Annotated in this window: 10 protein-coding genes; 5 read left to right on the forward strand and 5 right to left on the reverse strand. The window is 74.7% G+C overall.

Going from position 1 to position 15,894, the window contains the following annotated elements; translation table 11 throughout:
* Positions 1-15: 15 nt before the first annotated feature.
* Positions 16-1,065 carry an NAD(P)-dependent alcohol dehydrogenase gene (locus D7294_RS27685; RefSeq protein ID WP_120684538.1) on the reverse strand — a complete coding sequence of 350 codons (1,050 nt, stop codon included), beginning with the start codon at positions 1,063-1,065 and terminating at the stop codon, positions 16-18.
* A gap of 103 nt (positions 1,066-1,168) precedes the next feature.
* On the opposite strand from D7294_RS27685, the gene D7294_RS27690 reads away from it, so the two are divergent.
* Complete coding sequence (locus D7294_RS27690; RefSeq protein ID WP_120684539.1) at positions 1,169-1,756, forward strand: TetR/AcrR family transcriptional regulator; 588 nt, start codon at positions 1,169-1,171, stop codon at positions 1,754-1,756.
* Between the two features lie 30 nt (positions 1,757-1,786).
* Here the strand turns inward: D7294_RS27690 and D7294_RS27695 are convergent, their stop codons facing one another.
* Positions 1,787-3,136 (reverse strand): AfsR/SARP family transcriptional regulator, encoded by a 1,350-nt coding sequence (locus D7294_RS27695; protein WP_120684540.1) that lies wholly within the window; start codon positions 3,134-3,136, stop codon positions 1,787-1,789.
* 350 nt (positions 3,137-3,486) lie between these two features.
* Between D7294_RS27695 and D7294_RS27700 the strand changes: the two genes are divergently transcribed.
* The 4 genes from D7294_RS27700 (at position 3,487) to D7294_RS27715 (ending at position 10,653) form a co-directional block, all read left to right on the forward strand.
* Positions 3,487-4,029: a hypothetical protein gene (locus tag D7294_RS27700; RefSeq protein ID WP_120684541.1), complete on the forward strand. Its 543-nt coding sequence runs from the start codon at positions 3,487-3,489 to the stop codon at positions 4,027-4,029.
* A 324-nt stretch (positions 4,030-4,353) separates the two neighbouring features.
* Positions 4,354-4,848, forward strand: coding sequence for an NADPH-dependent FMN reductase (locus tag D7294_RS27705; RefSeq protein ID WP_120684542.1), 495 nt, complete (start codon positions 4,354-4,356; stop codon positions 4,846-4,848).
* Positions 4,849-5,005: 157 nt separating this feature from the next.
* Positions 5,006-7,228: an MMPL family transporter gene (locus D7294_RS27710; RefSeq protein ID WP_120684543.1), complete on the forward strand. Its 2,223-nt coding sequence runs from the start codon at positions 5,006-5,008 to the stop codon at positions 7,226-7,228.
* Positions 7,229-8,067: 839 nt separating this feature from the next.
* On the forward strand, positions 8,068-10,653 hold the full coding sequence (locus tag D7294_RS27715) for a rhamnogalacturonan lyase (RefSeq protein ID WP_158674706.1): 2,586 nt from the start codon (positions 8,068-8,070) through the stop codon (positions 10,651-10,653).
* Here the strand turns inward: D7294_RS27715 and D7294_RS27720 are convergent.
* From D7294_RS27720 to D7294_RS27730, 3 genes are all read right to left on the reverse strand, one after another.
* On the reverse strand, positions 10,634-11,605 hold the full coding sequence (locus D7294_RS27720) for a terpene synthase family protein (protein WP_120684544.1): 972 nt from the start codon (positions 11,603-11,605) through the stop codon (positions 10,634-10,636). The two genes, D7294_RS27715 and D7294_RS27720, sit on opposite strands and share 20 nt — an antisense overlap.
* A gap of 36 nt (positions 11,606-11,641) precedes the next feature.
* A complete protein-coding gene (locus D7294_RS27725) occupies positions 11,642-12,835 on the reverse strand; it encodes a cytochrome P450 family protein (protein ID WP_241562669.1) in 1,194 nt (397 codons plus the stop codon).
* 179 nt (positions 12,836-13,014) lie between these two features.
* Complete coding sequence (locus D7294_RS27730) at positions 13,015-15,147, reverse strand: terpene synthase family protein (RefSeq protein ID WP_422070749.1); 2,133 nt, start codon at positions 15,145-15,147, stop codon at positions 13,015-13,017.
* Between the last annotated feature and the right edge of the window lie 747 nt (positions 15,148-15,894).

Here is a 15,894-nt window from a genome sequence, read left to right on the forward strand (position 1 = left end):
GGGCCTCGGCGCCCTTCACTGCCGGTCCAGGTCCGACATGTCGAGCACGAAGCGGTGGCGGACGTCGTTGCGCGCCAGGCGGTCGAGGGCCGTGTTCACCCGGGAGGACGGCAGCAGTTCGATGTCGGCGGTGAGGCGGTGCGCGGCGCAGAAGCGCAGCAGGGCGGCGGTGGAGGGGCGGCCGCCGCTGCCCGCGGAACCGAGCTTCTTGCGGCCGATCAGCAGATCGGTGGTGTCCACGGTGACCCGCCCGAGGTGGCCGAGGTGGCTGAGGGTGCCGTCCAGGGCGACCGTGCGCAGGTAGGGAGCCAGGTCGTGGGGGGCGGAGATGGTGTCGATGACCACGTCGAACCGGTCCCGGACGGCCGCCATCTGCCGGGCGTCGGTGGCGAGGACGAAGCCGTCCGCGCCGAGGGCGTGCGCCTCGTCTGCCTTCTCCCGGGTGCGGCTGAGCACGGAGGTCGTGGCGCCGAGCGCGACGGCCAGCTTGACGGCGAGGTGCCCCAGCCCGCCGAGCCCGGCCACCGCGACCGTGCTGCCCGGGCCCACCCCCAGGGCCCGCAGGGGCTCCCAGACGGTGATGCCGGCGCAGAGCAGGGGAGCCGCCCCGGCCGCGTCGAGGCCCGCGGGCAGGTGATGGGCGAACGCCTCGCGGACCACGTACTCGCGGGAGTAGCCGCCCAGGGTGGTCGTCCCGTCCTGCCGGTCGCGTCCGCCGTAGGTCAGGGTCGGGAAGTCGCGGCAGAAGTTCTCCTGGCCGGCCAGGCACATGGGGCACGTCCCGCAGGAGTCGACGATGTTGCCGACGGCCACCGCCTCCCCGGGGGCGAAGCCGGTGACCGCGCTGCCGACCTCGCGCACCGTGCCCGTGAACTCGTGTCCCGGCACCAGGACTCCCCCGGCGTCGCTCTCGTGCGCGCGCAGCGCGTGCAGGTCGCTGTGGCAGACGCCGCAGTAGTCCACGCGTATCGCGAGGTCGTCCGGGCGCAGGTCCCGGCGCATGAGGGTGGTGCGGCGCAGCCTGCGCGTCCCGGGGTCCGCCTGCCAGCCCGTCGTGGTGCGCATCTCTCCCTGCCTCCCTGAAAGACAAACCGTTCGGTCTGTTTGGAGGGTAGGCGAGCCGATCCCCGTTGGCAAACAAACCGGTCGGTCTGTTAGCGTGGCGCCCATGTCGGAGCAGCCATCGAACGCGCGCGGAGCCGCGACGTACCGGCGGATCGTCGAGGCCGCCACGCAGGAGTTCGCCCGGTACGGCATCGCCGGCGCCCGCGTCGAGCGGATCGTTGCCGCCGCCAGAACCAACAAGGCGCAGCTCTACGCGTACTTCGGCAGCAAGGAGCGGCTCTTCGACTCGATCTTCTTCGCCTCGCTTGAGCGCATCACCAACGTCGTCCCCCTCGATGCCGGGGATCTGGCCGACTGGGCCGTGCGCCTCTACGACGAGTACCTGGCCCGTCCCGATCTCATCCGCCTGGCCACCTGGGCCCGCCTGGAGCGGCGCCCGAGCGGACACCTCGCCGCGGAGCACGAGCGCTACGACGATCACAAGCTCCGCGCCCTCGCCGAGGCCCAGGCCGCCGGGCGCCTCAGGCAGGGCGACCCCTTCGACCTGATGGCCGTGGTCATCGCCATGTCCATGGCCTGGTCGCCGGTGAGCAACGTCTACGCCGCCACCGCGTCGGAGCCCGCGGAGGCGCACGAGCGGCGGCGCGCCCTGCTGCGGGACTGCGTGCGCCGCGCCGTCGCCCCGGGGTAGGGAGCCCGGGCGCGCGGGGCGGGGCGGGGCTCAGGGGCCGGTGGTGCAGGGGCGTTGCCGCTTGCCGCAGGTCCCGAGGCTGCACCAGGCGCGGCGGCCCGAGGTGTTGAGGAAGAGCCAGCCGCAGGCCGGGTTGGGGCAGGCCCGCACGGTCAGCCGCTCCGGCCGGGTCAGCAGGTCGGCGGCGGCCCGCGCGGTGGCGTACAGCGGAAGGCGCAGGCCGGCGGCCGGGCTGAGCCGCCAGCCGGCCAGGCCGTCCTCCCCGCGGGTGAGCACCGTGTGGACCGCGGCCTGCCTGGCCAGGTCCGCGACCGCGCGGAACGCCCGCCCGTCGGACGGATCGACCAGGCAGGCGTAGAGCCGGGAGCGGAACTCCCTGGCCTCCGCCAGCACCAGGGCCGCCTCCTGCGGATCCCGGGCCGCCTGCCGCAGGAGCCGGTCGACCAGCCAGTCCTCGGTCAGGTCGACGTAGCCGGACCACACGGCGAGGGTGGCGTACTCGCGCAGCCACTCGGAGCCGGGGAACTCCTCGCCCGGCCAGCCCGCGTAGGTGTTGCAGAACTCGAGGGCCGGGTGCCCGCCGACCTGCCACGGCAGCCACTGGTCGCGCACCCGCACCGCGTAGCTCGGCCCCGGGGGGCGGTCCAGCCGCGGGTCGTGGCTCCTGATCCGCTCCCGCAGCGTGCGCAGGGCGGGTCCGGGGCCGACGCCGAGCTCGGCCCGCAGGGCGCGGGCGGTGCCGGCGTACAGCCGCAGGGCCTCGGCCGCCCTGCCGGTCCGGTACAGGGCGGTCATCTGGGCGGCGACCAGCCGCTCGCGCTCCGGGTGCGCCGCGGCCGGCTCGGCGAGTTCCGCGGCCACCCGGTCCTGCAGGCCCATGGCGAGGGTGTCCTCGGCCCACGACTCCAGCGCGGACAGGCGCAGTTCGGTCAGCCGGCCGCCGAGCCTGGCGCGCAGTTCCCCGCCGGCCACGTCGGCCAGCAGCGGGCCGCGCCACAGCGCGAGGGCCGCCTCCCGCAGCCGGGTGCGTTCCCCCGGGTCGGCCGCGGCGGCGGCCTCGCGGAGCAGGCCGGTGAACTCGGCCGCGTCCACGGTGTGTTCGCCGGGCTCGGCGACGTAGCCGTCGTGCCGGGTGAGCAGCGGGAAGCCGTACGGGGCCAGCGCGGCGCGCAGCCGGCCCACGTAGGTGTGCACGGTGCCGCGGGCCGAGGCGGGCGGGGAGCCGTTCCACAGCAGGTCGATGAGGCGTTCGGTCGGCACGACCCGCCCCTCGTCGAGCAGCAGCACCGCGAGCAGGCACCGTTCCTGGGGGCGGCTCCCGGCCAGGACGCGGCGCCCCTCGTGGCGGGCCTGGAACGGGCCGAGCAGTTGGAACTCCATGGCGCCCGGCAGCCTAGTGCGGTGGCCGAAAAGGTTCACCGGCCCGCGGCGCCAGGCCGGGACCCGGCGCGGACCCCGGGCAGGTCCGGGCAGGGTCCCGGCACGGGCCCGGGCACGGTCCGCGGGGGCGGCGTCCCGGGCCGGCGGGGCGGGCGGGGGCGGCCTGGTGAGCCCGTGGTGAGCGGAACGCGCCAGGCTGCTTCGGGGACCCGCGGTGCCGCGGGGCTCCGCCGCCGCCCGCGGTCCGCCGCGGTCCCGGCGCGCGCCGCCCCCACCGTGCGCCCTCGGACAGGCGCGCACGCCCACGCACGCCCCGAAGACCCGCGTACACCGTCGTACAAGGAGAGTTCATGCGCCGAACCCGCCTCGCCGGCCGTGCCCTCACGGCCCCGCTCGCCCTGGCCGCCCTGCTGTCCGGGGCCGTGCCCGCCGCCGCCTCGGGAGGCGGCGCGGGCGGCGGCGCCGACGGCTGGGAGCCCGCCCCGACGCCGCCGTACGACTACGCCGCCGGGGTCAGGTGCGACTTCCCGATCCACACCGAGGCCGTGGTGGACGAGGTCGTGCAGCGGGTCCTCGACACCTACCCCGACGGCTCGCCCAGGGAGGTCGTCTACAAGGGCCCCCTGATCGTGCGGGTCACCAACACCGACACCGGCGCCTGGTACGACGCGGACGCGAGCGGCACGGCCCTCGTCGACTACCGCAGCGACGGCTCGCAGTTCTGGTCGGTGATCGGGCCGGTGCTGGTCGGCTTCGGCGAGAACGCGGGCAACGTGCCGCGCGGCGAGTACCTCGTCGACGGCGTCTACACGCTGGAGTTCGCGGCCGACGGCTACCGCACCCTGCACCTGCTCCACGGCGGCACCGAGGACATCTGCGCCCACCTCGACTGAGCCACCGGGACCCGGCAGGGCACCGGCGTCCTGCCACCGCGGCAGGACCGCCGCTGTCCCGCCGCCCCCGGCCGCCCGGCCGCGGCCCTGCCGCGGCGGCCGGGCGGCCGCGGAGGGGCCGCCGGGCGGAACCAGGAACCGCCCGGCGCGCCGCTCCGCGCCCGCGCCCCGTGCGCGCCCCGCCCGCCGCGGCCGGATCGCCGCCGGCTCGCGCGGAACGCGTTGACGGGGCGCAACGCCGGGACAACATCCGGATGCGACGCTGCTGTTCCGGCGCCCGGTCCGGGACGCCGCGACACGCCCCGACCCGGAGGCAGGTGCCCCGTGCCGATCACGGTCCTCGTCGGCAATCCGAAGCCGAAGTCCCGCACCCTGGATGCCGCGGTGCGGCTCGCGACCCGGCTGGGCGACGGCCCGCCCGAGCGCGTGATCGACGTCGTCGGCCTGGGCCCCGGGCTGCTCGGCCGGGACGACCCCGCGGTGGCCGAGGCGGTGGCCCGGGTGCGGGAGGCGGAGCTGCTCGTGGTGGCCTCGCCGACGTTCAAGGCCACCTACACCGGGCTGCTGAAGCTGTTCCTCGACCAGATCCCCTCCGGGGGCCTGGCCGGAGTGACCGCCGTGCCGCTGATGCTCGGCGCGGGTCCCGCCCACGCCCTCGCCCCCGAGCTGCTGCTGAAGCCGGTCCTCGTCGAACTCGGCGCCCGCTGCCCGGCCCAGGGGCTCTACCAACTCGACTCGGCCTACGCCGAGGACCCGGCGCTCGGCGAGTGGCTGACCCGCTGGGGCCCCCAGCTCGCCCCCGCGCCCCGCCCCGCCTGAGCCGCGGCCGGGCGCCCCGGCCCACCGGCCGGCGGCTCCGGCGCGCCGCAGCACCGGGGGTGTACCTGGCACCACCTCCGCGGTGGCACTGGTGACCGTCACGGGTGGGTGTTCTGACGGCTGGGGCGCCGAGTTGGGCGTTCCTAGCGTTGAGGACATGTCACTCACCACGCGTTCCACCAGGTCGGCGAGGCAGGGCCTCGCCGTACGCCTGGGCGGGTGGAGCACCCGCCACCGCAAGTCGGCAGTCCTCGGCTGGCTGCTGTTCGTCGTCCTAGTCGCCGTGGTCGGCGGCATGTCCGGGATCGACGAGATGACCCCGTCCGAATCCGACGCGGGCGACTCCGCCCGCGCGGTCGAGATCCTCGAGGACGCCGGAGTCGACGACCCGGCGGACGAGATGGTGATGCTCAGGTCCGAGCGGCCCGGCGGATGGCGTGAGGCCGCGGACGCCCTGGCCACGGCCCTGGAGCACACCGGCGAGACCGCGCACGTCCAGCCGGCCCTGGCCTCGGAGAGCGGCCGGGAGGGGCTGATCCGCTTCCAGCTGACCGGCGATCCGCTCACGGTCTCCGACCGGGTGGAGCCGGTGCTCGACGCCGTCGCCGGGGTCGAGGACCGGTACCGGGACGTCGACTTCCACCAGTTCGGCGACGGCAGCGCGGGCTACGTGCTCGACGACATGCTGACCCACGACCTGGCGACCTCCGAGTACACCTCGGTCCCGCTCGCGCTCGGCATCCTCCTCGTCGTCTTCGGCGCGGTGGTCGCCGCGCTGCTCCCGGTCTTCCTGGCGCTGACGGCCTGCCTCGGCGCGTTCGGCCTGCTCGCGCTGGCCAGCCACGAGGTGCCGCTGTTCGACAGCACCACCTCGGTGATGTTCCTGGTCGGGCTCGCGGTCGGCGTCGACTACTGCCTGTTCTACCTGCGGCGGGAGCGCGACGAGCGGGCCGCGGGCCGGGACGCGGCGACGGCGCTGCGCATCGCGGCGGCCACCAGCGGCCGGGCCGTGCTGATCTCGGGCGTGACGGTGATGCTCGCGATGTCCGGCATGTTCCTGTCCGGGCTGCTGCTCTTCAAGGGCTTCGCGGTCGCCACCATCCTCGTCGTGCTGATGGCCATGCTGGGCTCGGTCACCGTGCTGCCGGCGACGCTGTCCTGGCTGGGCGACCGGATCGACGCGGGCCGGGTGCCGCTCCTCCACCGCAGGCGCCGCCACGGCGCGCGGGCCGGCGGGGCGATCTCCGGCCGGATCATGGGCCCGGTGCTCGCCCGGCCGAAGCTGTTCGCGGCCGTCTCCGGCGCGGCGCTGCTCCTGCTGTGCTCTCCCGCGCTCGGCATGAAGACCGAACAGCTCGGCCTGGAGAAGCAGTTCGGCTCCGACTCGGCCCTCACCGTGGCCTACCAGGAGATCACCCGCACCTTCCCCGGCGGCCCCGACCCGGCCGAGGTCGTGCTGCGGGCCGGGGACGTGAACGCCCCCGCCTTCCGGGAGGCCGTGGCGGACTTCGAGCAACGGGTCGCCGACTCGGATCAGTTCGCCGGCGAGGCCACCACCGAGGTGCACGAGGCCGAGGGCGTGGTGCGGATCGAGGTGCCGCTCGCCGGCGACGGCTCGGACGCCGCCTCCAAGGAGGCCCTGCACACCCTGCGGGAGGACCTGGTGCCGCACGTGCTCGCCCCGGCCGCGGCCGAGGCGCACGTGGCGGGCCCCCTCGCCGAGTCGCTCGACTTCAACGACCAGCTGAACCACGACATTCTGCCGATCTTCGCCTTCATCGCGACGGTCACCTTCCTGCTGATGCTGTTCAGCTTCAGGTCCCTTCCGATCGCGATCGTGTCGATCGTGCTCAACCTGCTGTCGGTGGGCGCCGCCTACGGAACGATGGTCGCCGTCTTCCAGCACGGCTGGGGCGCGGAGACGCTGGGCCTGGAGCCGGCGGGCGCGATCGAGGGCTGGATGCCGCTGTTCGTCCTGGTGATCCTCTTCGGCCTGTCGATGGACTACCACGTGTTCGTCGTCTCCCGCATCCGCGAGGCCCACGACCGGGGCCTGGCCACCCGGGAGGCGGTGCGCGAGGGCATCACGCGCACGGCCGGCTCGGTGACGGGGGCGGCGGCCATCATGGTCGCGGTGTTCTCGGTCTTCGCGCTGCTGCGGATGCAGGACATGCAGCAGATGGGCGTCGGCCTCGCGGTGGCGGTGCTCGTGGACGCGACCCTGGTGCGGATGGTGCTGCTGCCCTCGGTGCTCGCGCTGCTCGGCGAGCGCAGCTGGCACCTGCCGCGCGGCCTGGGCTGGCTCCCCCGCCTCTCCCACGGCGAACCGGCCGAGGCCCCGGCCCAGGCCCCGCGGCCCCGGGCGCCCCTGCCCTTGTAGCTCTCCTCCCGCGGGAGTCCCCCGGGCGCGGCGGTCCGCCCCGGCCGGGGAACTCCCGGCGGCGGAAGCGTTGTTGACGGAATTCCTACGGAGCTTCGCCTAGATTCCTGCAGTACCGGACCGCATCCGGCGCCACGGGGACCGACGCCGGACCGGCTCGGGACCGATCCGGACCGATACGGGACCACCCGGGACCGGCTCCCCACGACACGGGACCGGCTCCGGACCGGCTCCGGACCGGCTCCAGGGACACGGAGCGGGGAGCAGGCAGCAGGAACGGCCGGGGTGGCCGGACGGCGCGGCGAGCGCGGCAGGTGCGACCACGGGCAGGCCGTGGGCCCGGGACGGGGGAACGGGCCCACGGCCCTTTCGCACGCCCGCCCCCCGGCCCTTTCACCCCCGGCCGACGGCCCCTTAGCCCCCGGCCGGCGCCCCGCACCCTCGTCCGCGCCCCGCACCCTCGGACGCGCCCCGGCCCGCACCCCGCGCCCCCAGACGCGCCCCCGCCGCGGCCCTTTCTCGCGACCGCCCCCCTGCATCGGCCCTGCATCGGCCCTGCACCGCCCCCGCGCCCCCCGGCACGCCCGCGCGGCGGGAACCCGCCACCCCCGCGCCCGCGCCCCGCCCCCGCGCCGGCCGCGGCGTCAACGCCCGTCCCGCGCAGGCGCGTTGGGCGCCACGCCGCCCCTCGCGCCGCGGCGGGCCGCCGCCCGCCACTCCCGCGCCGCGCCCGGCTTTCCTGCCAGAAGTATTGACGCCTCACCAGCACCCTCGTACTGTCGCGCCCGGCCGATTTGAAACGACTCATTGAAACGAATCAATAGCGAAGGGCCACCCGCATGAGACCCCACGGACAACGATCGCGGCGCTGGGCCGTCGTCCCGCTCGCCGGCCTGCTGCTGGCCGGCGGCCCCGCCGCCCAGGCCGCCTCGCCCGGCGGCCACGGCAACGGGCACGGCGCAACGCCCGCCGACCGCGTGCAGTTGGAGGAGCTGGACCGCGGCCTGGTGGCCGTCGGCACCGACGAGGGCGTCTTCCTCTCCTGGCGCCTGCTGGCCGACGAGGTCACCGGCCACTCGGAAACCGGCCTCACCGGTGCCGACTTCCACGTCTACCGCGACGGCGAGCGCATCGCGACCGTCGACGACAGCACCAACTACCTGGACCAGGACGCCGACGGCGAGGCCACCTACCGCGTCGCCGCCGTCGTCGACGGCGCCGAGGTCGACCTCAGCGACCCGGTCTCCCCCTGGTCCCGGGACTACGTCGACCTGCCCCTGACGAAGCCCGCCGACGGCGTCACCCCCGCGGGCGAGGAGTACACCTACTCGGCCAACGACATGTCGGTCGGCGACGTGGACGGCGACGGGGAGTACGAGTACGTCGTCAAGTGGTACCCGTCCAACGCCAAGGACGTCTCCCAGCGGGGCTACACCGGCAACGTCTACCTCGACACCTACGAGCTCGACGGCACCCTGCTCAACCGCATCGACCTGGGGCCGAACATCCGGGCGGGCGCCCACTACACGCAGTTCCTGGTGTACGACTTCGACGGCGACGGCCGTTCCGAGATCATGTTCAAGACCGCGCCCGGCACCAGGACCATCCGGTACAACGCCGACGGCAGCGTCCGCTCCGAGCGCTACATCACCATGCCCCGCGCCGACATCCGCGCCGGTTACTCCAACCAGGACGACTACCGGATGAGCGCGGAGGACTACTACGACCACGTCGTGGACATGTTCCGGAACTGGCAGGACCAGCCGGAGGTCAGGGCCGGGAACTGGCCCGCCACGCTGGAGGAGTGCTTCGGCATCGAGCCGGCTTACGACTACCCGCTCTCCCAGGCGGACGCCGAGGAACTCGCCGATTACTTCATCGACGTCTACGCCCCCGGCCGCAGCGCCAACAACAAGCTGCGGGAGTTCGAGGGCTTCGTCCTTGACGGCCCCGAGTACCTCTCGGTCTTCGACGGCGAAAGCGGCGCGGAGCTGGAGACCGTCCCCTACGAGCCGGGCCGCCACGACGACGGCCTGATGTGGGGCGACTACGCGATGTCCCGCATCGAGCCGGGCAACCGCGTGGACCGCTTCCTGTCCACCGTCGCCTACCTCGACGGCGCCCACCCCTCGGCCGTCTTCGCCCGCGGCTACTACACCCGCACCACCCTGGCCGCCTACACCTGGGACGGCGAGCACCTGCGCAAGGAGTGGAACGTGGACAGCGGCTGGACCCCGATGTCCAACCCGTTCAACGACTCCCCGCACGGCGTGGACGGCACCGACCCCGAGTACGGCTCGATGACCACGCAGGGCTTCCACTCGCTGAGTTCCGCGGACGTGGACGGCGACGGCCGCCAGGAGATCGTCTACGGCTCCGCCACCCTGGACGACGACGGCAGCCTGCTCTACAGCTCCTACGACGTCGCGCCGCCGGAGAGCAGCGTGCCCGGGCAGAACGTCCGGCTCGGCCACGGCGACGCGATGCACGTGACCGACATCGACCCGAACCGCCCGGGTCTTGAGATCTTCACCGTGCACGAGGGCGCCACCTCGGCCCCCTACGGCTACGCCATGCGCGACGCCGCCACCGGTGAGGTCCTCTTCGGCGCCTACAGCGGCAGGGACACCGGGCGCGGCATGATCGGCGACGTCGACCCCGACTCGCCCGGGCTGGAGAACTGGGCCTCGATGCCGCAGGAGTCCTCCGAGAGCGGCCTGTTCAGCGCCTCGGGCGAGCACCTCGGCGACGCGACGCCCGGCACCGACCAGAGCATCCACTTCGCCGCCGACCTGTCCACCCAGATCGTGAACGGCTACAACGACCAGACGCCGACGATCGACGACTGGCAGCGCGGCACCCTGGTGACCGCGGAGGGCACGCTGACCAACAACGGCACCAAGGGCAACCCCTCGCTGGTGGCCGACCTGTTCGGCGACTGGCGCGAGGAGCTGGCGGTACGCACCACGGACAGCTCCGCGATCCGCTTCTACACCTCCACCGAGGTGACCGGGCACAAGCTGTACACGCTCATGCAGGACCCGCAGTACCGGGCCGAGGTGGCGCGCCAGCAGACGGCGTACAACCAGCCCTCGTACACCGGGTTCTACCTGGCCACCGACATGGACTTCGGCCAGGTGCCGGTGCCGGACTACTGGACGCCCGGCGGCGTGCGCTCCCTCGCGGACGCCCTCGACGGCTACGCCGGCAGCGGGGACGTCACCGGCGCCGGCCTGATCCGGAGCCTGCGCGCCGATCTCGACCAGGCGCAGCGGCAGCTCGACCGGGACCACCCGCGGCAGGCCGCCGACGCCCTCGGCGACTTCGCCCGCGACCTGGACCGGGCGCACGGCGGCCACGTCTCCACCGCCGCCGCCACCGCCCTCGCCTACCAGGCGGAGCGGGTCAGCGCGCAGCTCGGCTGACGACGCCACCCGCGTGCGGTGCGCGGGGCCCCGGCCGGTAACGGGCGCTCGCCCGGTGCCAGTCCCAGGCCCCGCGCACCGCCGCGCAGACCCGGTCGCCGAGCAGCCGCCCCTGCGGGCCAAGCGGCAGCAGGGCCGCCCGGGCCCGCAGCAGGGCGCGCAGCCGTTCCGCGATCATCTCCTCGACCCGGGCGGCGGCCTCGTCCCGGCCGCCGCCGGTGGCCGCGGCCACCACGAGCGCCAGGTTGCCGCGCTCCCCGCAGGCGAGGTCACGCTCCAGCGAGTGCAGGTCGTTGGTCCAGGCCATGGCGTCGCTGGCCGCGGCGACCAGCTCGGCCGCCGCCGCGTCCTGCCGCAGGGGGGCGCCGAACTCCTGCCGCTCCACGAACTCGATCAGATCGAAGATCGGGTACGCCCCGAACGACCTGCGCCGCCAGGCGATGTACTCGGCAGGCTCGGGCGGGGGCACCCGGCCCGTCCTGACGGCCGCCTGCCACCGGTAGCCCGCGACGCACTCGCGCAGGTGCCGCCCGAACCTCGCCCGCCAGGCCGGGGACATCCGCGCGCGCGTGGCCGGCCACAGGTCCTCGGCGAGCGCCGCCCGGAAGGCCGCAGCCCCCGGCCCGCGGCCCGCGCTCCCCGGCCCGCGGCCGGCGCTCCCCGGTCCCGCGGCGTCCCGGTGGGCGCCCGCCCCGCCCCGCCCGGCCCCCGCCGGCGGCGCCTCGTCGTACCAGTCGTCCAGCGTCAGCAGCCATACGTACCACCGGGCGAGCACCGCCATCTCGCGGTAGCGCGCGGTCAGGTAGTAGCTGGTGGCCAGGGTGACGACGCGGGAGGCGGCCAGCCGCCGGTGCCCTTCCGCGTCCACCAGGCCGCGCCGCAGCGCCCAGTCGTAGGCCTGGGCCTCCAGCTCGGCGGAGCGCGGATGCAGCGGACCGCCGGGAATGGGCATGAACAAAATCGATTCGCCTCTCAGCGGGCCAATGGGTCAGAACGTGACGGGCAGGGCGGTCAGGTGCCGCGTGCGGTGCGAGGGACGCCAGATCAACTCCTCTCGCCGGACTGCCAGTTCCAGTTTGGGAGCGCGGCGCAGCAGGGTGGAGAGGGCGATCTCCGCCTGGAGCCTCGCCAGCGGGATGCCCAGGCACAGGTGGGTGCCGCGCCCGAAGGCCAGGTGCCCCTGCGGCATCCGTTCGAGGCGTACCTCGTCCGGGCAGGGGAACTGCTCCTCGTCCCGGTTGGCCGAGGCGAGGGAGAGCAGCACCGAGTCCCCGGCCCGCACCCGCACGCCGCCGATCGTCATGTCCTCGGTGGCGAACCTGCGGATGGCGAGCGACAGCGGCCCGTCGTACCGCAGCAGCTCCTCGATCGCCCCGGGCAGTAACTCCGGGTGGTGCAGCAGCCGTTCCCAGTGGAGCCTGGGGTCGAGGAGGGCGAGCACCGCGTTGCAGATGAAGCTGGCCGTGGTCTCGTGGCCGGCGGCGAGGATGACGAAGGCCACACTGACCAGTTCGTCCTCGCTCAGCCTGCCCTGGGCGTCCCTGGCCTCGATCAGCCCGCTGAGCAGGTCGGGCCCCGGCCGGCGGCGCTTGCGCGCGATGACCTCGCGCAGTTGCCGCTCGGCGTCCCGCATGGCCGCCGCGACCGCGGCCGGGCGCCCGGGGATCAGCAGGGTGTCCGTCCAGGAGGCGATGCGGCCGCGCTCCTCCTCCGGGACGCCGAGCAGGTCGCAGACGACCAGCAGCGGCAGGGGCAGGGCGAGCGAGGCCATCAGGTCCCCGCGCCTCTCCCCCGGCCGGCCGCCGCCACCTGACCGGTCGGGCAGGGCATCCAGCAGGGCGTCGGCGCGCGCCTGCACCAGGGGGCGCAGGCTCTCCACCGAGCGCCGTTTGAAGGCGTGCGAGACCAGGCGGCGCAGCCGGGTGTGGTCCGGCGGGTCGAGGTGCAGGAGGTCGTTGCGCAGGGCCGGGGGCAGCGGCAGGCCACGGTAGCCGCAGCCGTTGCTGTGCGCCGCGTTCGTCGAGAGCCGCGGGTCCGAGAGGGCCGCTCTGACGTCGGCGTAACGCGTCACCAGCCACGCCGGGGTGCCGTCCGGGCTCGTGACGAGGTGCACCGAACGGCCGGCACGCAGGTGGGCGTAGTGCTCGTACGGATTCGCGAAGAAATCCTCGTCGAGGCGCACGGAACCTAGAGTACATATCCGATTACCGAGAGCGATAGACAGGGTGCTGGAACCTTTCGCCTGGGGCTGCCCCCCTCCCGCGGGAGGGCGAGAGGCCCGATCCGCCATCGCCGGGCACGCGCCGGAACTCCCGTGGCGCGCGCCCGAGATGGCCCGTTGCTGCATCGGGCGGCCCGGCTTCAGCCGCCGGAACCGGCGGTCCCCACCGCGCCGCCGCCCCCTGGCCAGGCGATCCTGACCGCGGAGGTGCCGAGGCCGCCCGGGAGTGGCAGCGGCCCCGGCAGCAGGTCCCGCTCGGCGTAGCGACGGCATCCGCGGTGCCACGTGAGGATGCCCGACATCCAGTTCTCCAGGTCCCTCACGTAGCCGCCCAGGGCGGCGCGCCCCTCCTCGTCCAGGCCGAAGTCCTCGACGACGACAGGCAGTTCGTGCGCCGCGACGTGCTGGAACTGCCGCATCCGCGACTTCATCAGGTCGTCGACGACGGCGACTCCCGTGGGGTAGTCGCAGTCGAAGAAGTGCTGCACGACGAGGACGGCGTTGTGGATCTCACCGTCGCACTCGATCTCCTTCTGGTAGGAGAAGAGGTCGTTCAGCAGGCAGGCGTAGTCGGCCGCCGCGTTCTCCAGCGACCGCACCGGCCCGCTGCGGTACACCTCGGCCGGCAGGGCGCTGCCGCGCCGCAGGCGGCACAGGCTCATCGTGAACTCGGAGCCGAAGGTCTTCCGGCGCATCTCGATGTAGTCCACGGGCTCGGGGATCCGGTTCTGCGCCTCGTTGTCCAGCTCCCACAGCCAGCTTGAGGTCATCTCCTCGATCGTGTCGCGGAAGACCCGGCGCTGCTCCGGCGTCATCGGCTCCGCGGTGCGCCGCCACAGGTCGGCGAGCCCCCGTTCGAGGGCGTTCGCCGCGGGCGGGGCCGAGCCGGGGTCCGCGAGGTCGGTGCAGGCCGACAGGCGCTCGGTGCACAGCCGGGCGCCCGCCAGGTCGCGGCGGCGGCCGAAGACCGCGGGGTAGTAGTCGTCGCCGTAGGTGCCCCAGGTCAGCCAGCAGGAGGCGAGGTCGAGGCTCTCCTGGGTGCCGTCCGGGTGCAGGCCGGCGGCGCACAGCGGGAAGTCGAAGCCGATCAGCTTCCGCTCGTTCCACACGCCGGGCGGCTCGTCCAGCATGCCCATCCGGCGGGCCCACGCGACGACGTGCCGCCGCGCCCCCGGCAGGAAGGGGCTGAGCGTGGTGGCGAAGGGCATCTCGAACTCCGGCAGCAGCGAGGGCCCCACCCGCCGCCCCGGCACGTGCGTGTAGCGGCGGGCCCTGGCCGCCTCGGCGCGGCGCGTGGTGAGCCGGACGTCGGCGGCCGAGGTGCCGAGCGAGCCGATGCCGAGCCGCGCGCCCATGCCCGGGCCCAGCGGGGAACGCCCGCGCTCCGCCTGCTCGTTCATGTACCGGCTGGAGCGCAGGTGCCACTCGTGGCCGCCCGACTGCCAGTCCTGGAGGCCCTTGACGTAGGCGAGGACGTCGACGCCCTGCTGCGGGCTGAGCCCGTGCTCGGCGCACAGCGGCGGCACCTCGGTGAGCGCGGTGTGCTCGAACTGCTGGAGCCGGGAGGTCAGCAGGTCGTTGACCGCCTCGGCGGCCTCCTGCGTGCCGCAGCCGAAGAAGGTTTCGAGCACCAGCACGCCGTTGCTGAACTCCCCCTCGCTCTCCACCTCCCGCTGGTAGGAGAAGAGGTCGTTGCGCAGGTGCACGGCGTCCGAGAAGGTGTCGCGCAGCACCCGCATCGGGCGCGCGTGCGCGATGGCCGCCGGCACCTCCGCGTGGGCGGCGAACTCGACCAGCCCCGCCGACCAGGGCGCGCCGCCGACCTTGCGCCGCATCTCTATGTACTCGACGGGGTTGGGGATGCGGCCGGCGTTGATGTTGGACAGCTCCCACAGCGACTCGTTCAGCAGGTTCGCGGTGCTCTCGGCGAACCTGGCGCGCCAGTCGGCGGACATGGCGGGAACGGTGCGGCGCCACAGGTCGGCGAGCCCGGCCTCCACCGGGTTGACCGGCTCCGGCACGTCGGCGCCGGGGTCGATCGGCATGAAGGCCGGCAGCCGGTCGAGGTACGCCTTGCCGCCCTCGCGGTCCTGGGTCCGCTTGAAGATCTCCAGGAAGTGGTCGTCGAAGAAGAAGACCCACACGTACCAGTCGGTGACCAGCGCAAGGTCCTCGGCGGAGGCATCGGGGTGCGTGTAGGCGCACAGCAGCGCGTAGTCGTGGGCGTCGAGGTCGGCCTGCTCCCAGATCCCGGAACCCTCCAGCATCCCCATGTCGCGCGCCCACTGCCTGGAGTGCGTCCTGGCCGCCTCGACGTGCGGGTTCAGCCGCGCCGGATAGGGCGTGTAGAACTCCGGCAGCCGGAAGGGCTGCCCGCCGCCCTCCCCGGCGCCCGGGGCGCGGGCCGGGCCGCGGGCCGGGTGGCCGGCGGGGCTGGGGCCGGGGGCCGGGCCGCCGGCGGCCGGGGCGGCCGGTTCCTCGGGCGCGGGGGCCGCGGCGGGTACGGGGGGCGCGGCGGGTACGGAGGTTGGGGGGCGCGCGAAGAGGACGGGGGGCGCGAAGGGCGCCTTCGGCGTGGGGAGCGCGAACGGCGCCTTCGTCGGCGCGGGAAGCGCGGAGGAGGGCGCGGGGGCGGACGGGGGGACGGAGCGCTGTCCCGGCGGCAGCCCCGGCGCGCACCCGGGACCGGGGGGCTCAGGCGACGGCCCGGTGGCGGCCCCCCGGGGCAGCCCGGGAACCGGCCCCGTGGGCAGCCCGGGAACGGGCCCCGCCGGCAGGCCGGGGGAGGACTGCGCGGGGAGCCCGGGAAGCGGGCCGGCCGGGGGCTCGGGCGGCGGGGGTTCTGGCGGCGGAGATTGCGGGGCGGGGGAGGTTTGAGAAGAGTGGGCCACCTGCCCAGCCTCTACGCCGCCACGCCGCCGCGACACAGTCGGCGAGCGAAACCACCCACCTGAGTGAACACGGCGCGTCACGGGCTGACCGCCCGGCCTCACGAGTCCGCCCAAACCCGGTCCGCCCGG

It is taken from the genome of Streptomyces hoynatensis (genome assembly GCF_003626535.1).
Classification (GTDB): Bacteria; Actinomycetota; Actinomycetes; order Streptomycetales; family Streptomycetaceae; genus Streptomyces; species Streptomyces hoynatensis.

Excerpts from the sequence above, each read along its gene's own strand:
- D7294_RS27690 (WP_120684539.1), top strand. The coding sequence starts at position 1,169 with ATGTCGGAGCAGCCATCGAACGCGCGCGGAGCCGCGACGTACCGGCGG.
- D7294_RS27695 (WP_120684540.1), bottom strand. The coding sequence starts at position 3,136 with ATGGAGTTCCAACTGCTCGGCCCGTTCCAGGCCCGCCACGAGGGGCGC.
- D7294_RS27710 (WP_120684543.1), top strand. The coding sequence starts at position 5,006 with ATGTCACTCACCACGCGTTCCACCAGGTCGGCGAGGCAGGGCCTCGCC.
- D7294_RS27720 (WP_120684544.1), bottom strand. The coding sequence starts at position 11,605 with ATGCCCATTCCCGGCGGTCCGCTGCATCCGCGCTCCGCCGAGCTGGAG.
- D7294_RS27685 (WP_120684538.1), bottom strand. The coding sequence starts at position 1,065 with ATGCGCACCACGACGGGCTGGCAGGCGGACCCCGGGACGCGCAGGCTG.
- D7294_RS27730 (WP_422070749.1), bottom strand. The coding sequence starts at position 15,147 with ATGGGGATGCTGGAGGGTTCCGGGATCTGGGAGCAGGCCGACCTCGAC.
- D7294_RS27715 (WP_158674706.1), top strand. The coding sequence starts at position 8,068 with ATGAGACCCCACGGACAACGATCGCGGCGCTGGGCCGTCGTCCCGCTC.
- D7294_RS27700 (WP_120684541.1), top strand. The coding sequence starts at position 3,487 with ATGCGCCGAACCCGCCTCGCCGGCCGTGCCCTCACGGCCCCGCTCGCC.